Raw genomic sequence first — 5,324 nt, 5'->3', positions numbered from 1 at the left:
CGTCAGCGCGCAGCGGGTCGTCAGCGCGCAGCGGGTCGTCAGCGCGCAGCGGGTCGTCAGCGCGCAGCGGGTCGTCAGCGCGCAGCGGGTCGTCAGCGCGCAGCGGGTCGTCAGCGCGCGGCGCGGGCGATGGTCACGAGCAGGGCCTCGAGCGCGAGCAGGGCCGCGACGTTCGCCGCGATGCGCGTCCGTGCCGTCGACACCGCGTCGAGGACCTCGAGCGCAGCCGCGGGCGGCACCGACGGCAGCGCCCGCTCGAGCTCGTCGCGCATCGACAGGTTGACCGGCTCCGCGGGCGCACCGAGCCCGAGCAGCAGCAGGTCGCGGTACAGCGACGACACGTCCACGAGGATGCGGTCGAGGCCGTCCCGGAGACTCCGGGTCGCCCGACGCTTCTGGTCCTCCTCGAGCGCCCGCAGCTGCGACCGCAGTGCCGGCGGGATCGTGCCACCGGGTTCCACGCCCAGCGAGCGGAGAGCCGCGTCGCGTTCCTCGCCGTCGCGCTCCTGCGTGATGGCCTTGGCGTCCTCATCGGCGACCGCGAGGAGCTCGGCGGCGGCCATCACGGCATCGCCGACGCTCCGCACGCCGAGGACCGTCGAGAGCGTCCGACGACGGCGGTCACGGGCGTCAGCGCTCGTCGCGAGGCGCTGGGCCATGCCGATGTGGCTCTGGGCCTGGCGCGCGGCGTCCATCGCGAGCACCCGGTCGACCCCGGTACGTGCGACGAGCAGGTCGGCGACGGACTCGATGCCGGGCACGCGCAACCGGACCGAACGGACGCGGGACCGGATCGTCGGGAGCAGGTCGGCCTCGCTCGGGGCGCAGAGGATCCACACCGTGCGCTCCGGTGGTTCCTCGAGCGCCTTGAGCAGCAGGTTGGAGGTGCGTTCCGTCATGCGGTCGGCGTCCTCGACGATGACGATGCGGTAGCGGCCGACCGACGGCGAGTAGTACGACGAGGTCACGAGCTGGCGGATCTCGTCGATCGTGATGATGACCCGCTGGGTCGTGAGGACCGAGACGTCCGGGTGGGTCCGCGCCGTGATCTGGCGGAGCGTGTGGTCGTCGTCGGGGCCATTGCCGACGAGTGCTGCCGCGAACGCCGCCGCGACGTTCGAGCGGCCCGACCCGGGCGGACCGGTGATGAGCCACGAGTGCGTCATCCCGCCGGTGCCCTCGGGCGACTCGGCCGCGCGGCGCAGGGCAGTGACGGCTTCTTCCTGCCCGGTCAGGCCGTCCCACACGCTCATGCTGACATCCTGGCAGCGACCACCGTCATGCCGCGTCGATCCCGACGACGGGGGCGACGGCCTCGCGGATCGTGCGCTGCACGGTGTCGGCGTCCGCCGAGGCGTCGACGACGAGGAAGCGTCCGGGCTCCGCGGCGGCCATGTCGAGGAACGCACGACGGACCGACTCGTGGAACGCGGCCGCCTCGGACTCGAGTCGGTCGAACGTGTCCCCGCGTGCGGCGGCGACCCGGGCACGGCCGACGGTGACGTCGAGGTCGAGCAGGACGGTGAGGTCCGGCGCCAGCCCGTCGGTCGCCCAGTCCGACACCGAGCGGATGTGCTCGGCACCGAGACCCCGTGCCACGCCCTGGTAGGCGACGGAGGAGTCGATGTACCGGTCCTGCAGCACGACGTCCCCGCGCGCGACGGCGGGACGGACGACCGTCTCGACGTGGTGCGCGCGGTCGGCGGCGTAGAGCAGGGCCTCGGCACGGGGTGCGACGTGGCCGCGCTCGTGCAGCACGATCTCGCGGATGCGGAGCCCGAGGTCCGTGCCCCCGGGCTCGCGCGTCCGGACCACCGAGCGCCCGTGCTCGCCGAGCCAGGACGCGAGGCGCTCGGCCTGCGTCGTCTTGCCCGCGCCGTCGCCGCCCTCGAGGGTGATGAAGCGGCCGGTCACTTCTTCTTGGCCGCGGTCTTGCGGGCCGGTGCCTTCTTCTTCACCGGCCCCTTGGCCCGCTTGTCCGCGAGCAGCTGGACGGCGCGCTCGAAGTCGACCGCCTCGACCTCTTCACCGCGCGGGATCGTGGCGTTCGTCTCACCGTCGGTCACGTACGGGCCGAACCGGCCGTCCTTCACCTTGATCGGCTTGCCGGACACCGGGTCCGCGTCGAACTCCTTCAGCGCCGCGGTCGCGGAGCGCTTCGCGCCGTACTTCGGCTGCGCGAACAGCTCGAGGGCGCCGGCGAGGTCCACATCGAAGATCGCGTCCTCGCTCGGGAGCGTCCGGGTGTCGGTGCCCTTCTTGAGGTACGGGCCGTAGCGACCGTTCTGCGCGGTGATGTCCTCACCGGACTCCGGGTCCTGCCCGACGGTCCGGGGCAGGTCGAGGAGCTTGAGCGCGGTCTCGAGGTCGACCGTCTGCGGGTCCATCGACTTGAAGAGGGACGCGGTGCGCTCCTTCGGCGCGGCGGCCTTCTTCGTCGTCTTCTTGGCCGTCGTCTTCTTCGCGGTGGTGGTGGTCGACTCGGCCGCCGCGGCTGCGGCCTCGGTGACCTCACCGGTGGCGGGGTCGACGGTGGGCTCCGGCTCGGGGGTGCGCTCGGTCACGTACGGGCCGAAGCGGCCGTCCTTCGCGAGGACCTCCTTCCCGGTCTCGGGGTTGATCCCGACCACGCGATCACCGACGACCGGCGCCTCGACGAGCTCGCGGGCCTTCTCCGCGGTCAGTTCGTCCGGTGCGAGGTCCTCGGGGACGTTCACCCGACGCGGCTTCTCCGGGTCGTCGCTCGGCACCTCGATGTACGGCCCGTAGCGGCCGATGCGGAGCGTCAGGCCGGGGGCGAGATCGACCGAGTTGATGTCGCGCGCGTCGATCTCGCCGAGGTTGTCGATGACGGTCCGGAGTCCGCGCTGGTCGCCGCCTCCGAAGTAGAAGCCCTTGAGCCAGTCGACCCGGTCCTCGTCGCCGCTCGCGATGCGGTCGAGGTCGTCCTCCATCGAGGCGGTGAAGTCGTACTGCACCAGGTCGCCGAAGTAGTCCTCGAGCAGTCGGACCACGCTGAACGCGATCCAGTTCGGCACGAGCGCACTGCCGCGCTGGGTGACGTACCCGCGATCGATGATCGTGGAGATGATCGCCGCGTAGGTCGACGGGCGCCCGATCCCGAGCTCCTCGAGCGTCTTCACCAGGCTCGCCTCGGTGTAGCGCGGCGGTGCCGAGGTGTCGTGCCCCTTGGCCTCGACGTCCGAGACGCCGAGCGCGTCGCCCTGCGCCATCTGCGGGAGCTTCGCGTCGTCACCGTCGGACTTCGCCTCGTGCCGTTCCTCGTCGCGACCCTCTTCGTAGGCGTTGAGGAAGCCGCGGAACGTGATGACGGTGCCGGAGGCGGTGAACTCGGCGTCCGTGCCGTTCGCGGTTGCGGCGATCCCCTCGACCGACTCGGTGGAGCTGATGCCGAGGACCACGGAGGCGGTGGAGCCCTTGGCGTCCGCCATCTGCGACGCGACGGTGCGCTTCCAGATGAGGTCGTAGAGCTTCCAGTCGTTGCCGCGGAGCACCTTCTCCATCTGCGACGGCGTCCGGAAGGTGTCGCCGGCGGGACGGATGGCCTCGTGCGCCTCCTGTGCGTTCTTGCTCTTGCCGGCGTAGCTGCGCGGCTTGTCCGGGACGGTCTCCGCGCCGTACAGCGCGGCGGCCTGCTTCCGGGCGGCGTTGACGGCCTGCTGCGAGAGCGACGAGGAGTCGGTTCGCATGTAGGTGATGTGGCCGTTCTCGTACAGTGACTGCGCGACGCTCATGGTCTGGCGCGCGGAGAAGCGGAGCTTGCGCGCGGCCTCCTGCTGCAGCGTCGAGGTGGTGAACGGCGCGGCGGGTCGGCGCGTGTAGGGCTTCGAGTCGACGGACCGCACGACCGCGTCCCCGGCGCGCTCGAGCACGGTCGTCAGCGCAGCGGCCGAGGCCTCGTCGAGCCGGACGACGTCACCGGAGATCGCGCCGCGGTCGTCGAAGTCACGGCCGGAGGCGACCCGGGTGCCCTGGACACGGGCGAGCTTCGCGGTGAAGGCGGAGTCTCCGGCCTTCTCGAAGCGCGCGGTGAGGTCCCAGTAGTTGGCGGACACGAACGCCAGGCGCTCGCGCTCGCGGTCGACCACGAGACGGGTGGCGGCGGACTGCACGCGACCCGCGGAGAGGCCGGGGCCGACCTTGCGCCAGAGCACGGGCGAGACCTCGTAGCCGTAGAGACGGTCGAGGATGCGACGGGTCTCCTGCGCGTCGACCAGGGCGGTGTCGAGCTCACGGGTGGCTTCCTGCGCGCGCTGGATGGCCTCCTTCGTGATCTCGTGGAACACCATGCGCTTGACCGGCACCTTGGGCTTCAGCACCTGCAGCAGGTGCCACGCGATGGCCTCGCCCTCGCGGTCTTCATCGGTGGCGAGGAAGAGTTCGTCGGCGTCCTTCAACGCGCGCTTGAGCTCGGAGACCGTCTTCTTCTTCGCGTCGGAGACGACGTAGTACGGCTCGAAGCCGTTGTCGACGTCGACCGAGAACTTTCCCATCGGCCCCTTCTTGAGCTCCGCGGGGAGGTTCTTGGGCTCGACGAGGTCGCGGATGTGGCCGACTGACGCCTGGACCTCGTATCCGTCACCGAGGTATTGCGCGATCGTCTTCGCCTTCGCGGGGCTCTCGACGATCACGAGCTTCTTCGTGCCTGGCACGTGTCTCCTTGATCGATGGTGCTCGTCGGCCCAGGACCTGCGAGGTCGCCGGTGCGACTCGCCGTCCGGGTCGACCGGGACATCGGTGACCGGGGGCCGACGTGCACACCATACACACAGAGGTGGTCGGCTCCGCTCGGTGCTCCCGCGACGGCGACTGCGCTCACGGCGAACGCACCGCTCCCGATCGTGGCGGTCACACGGGCTCGCGAGCCGGCCGTCGAGCACCCGTCGAGTGCTGCTCCTCCGGCGGAGGCGACGGCGGCGGCCCGGGCGCAGGGGTCCCCGGGGAGCAGACCGACGAGAGCGGCCGCCGCGGCGAGCGCCGCGGCGTCGGAGGCACCCTGCACACGGACGACGGCCACCCGGTGGGTCGCAGCGGCGATGCCCGCCGTCGCGAGGATCGCGCCGACCCCGAGGACGACGGCGAGCAGCACCGTCACCGAGCCGCGCTCGGCACGGGACGGAGCACGCCGCACCGGCTCCGACGCACGCCCCGCGCGCAGCGTCACCTGCCACTCCCGCACGGTCACCGGCCCCGTTCCGCCGCACACCCGGAGGCGCGCAGCACGACGGCGGCGAAGACACCGGGCGCGGGCACGGCGAGCTCGACGCAGACGAGCCCCGCGGGCCGCCGGTACGCGGCCGTCG

General features: G+C 71.9%; 4 protein-coding genes. All 4 read right to left on the bottom strand.

Annotation, left to right across the window (positions count from 1 at the left end; genetic code table 11):
- Window positions 1-110: 110 nt before the first annotated feature.
- From ACSW7Y_RS16060 to ACSW7Y_RS16045, 4 genes are read right to left on the bottom strand one after another with little or no spacing between them, the layout of a single operon-like run.
- Window positions 111-1,253 carry a DNA polymerase III subunit delta' gene (locus tag ACSW7Y_RS16060; protein ID WP_438127242.1) on the bottom strand — a complete coding sequence of 381 codons (1,143 nt, stop codon included), beginning with the start codon at window positions 1,251-1,253 and terminating at the stop codon, window positions 111-113.
- A 25-nt stretch (window positions 1,254-1,278) separates the two neighbouring features.
- Window positions 1,279-1,914 carry a dTMP kinase gene (gene tmk, locus ACSW7Y_RS16055; protein WP_438127241.1) on the bottom strand — a complete coding sequence of 212 codons (636 nt, stop codon included), beginning with the start codon at window positions 1,912-1,914 and terminating at the stop codon, window positions 1,279-1,281.
- Window positions 1,911-4,673, bottom strand: coding sequence for a type I DNA topoisomerase (gene topA, locus ACSW7Y_RS16050; protein WP_438127240.1), 2,763 nt, complete (start codon window positions 4,671-4,673; stop codon window positions 1,911-1,913). The genes tmk and topA overlap by 4 nt, the downstream gene beginning before the upstream one ends.
- Window positions 4,649-5,206: a hypothetical protein gene (locus ACSW7Y_RS16045; RefSeq protein ID WP_438127239.1), complete on the bottom strand. Its 558-nt coding sequence runs from the start codon at window positions 5,204-5,206 to the stop codon at window positions 4,649-4,651. Before ACSW7Y_RS16045 ends, topA begins: the two co-directional genes overlap by 25 nt.
- Window positions 5,207-5,324 lie beyond the last annotated feature (118 nt).

Source organism: Curtobacterium flaccumfaciens (assembly GCF_051548005.1).
GTDB lineage: Bacteria > Actinomycetota > Actinomycetes > Actinomycetales > Microbacteriaceae > Curtobacterium.
The sequence above is the reverse complement of the archived record's forward strand: the minus strand, read 5'-3'. Positions and strand labels throughout refer to the sequence as shown.

What these genes read in the sequence shown, in the direction of transcription:
- ACSW7Y_RS16060 (WP_438127242.1), bottom strand. Translation starts at nt 1,253, where the DNA reads ATGAGCGTGTGGGACGGCCTGACCGGGCAGGAAGAAGCCGTCACTGCC.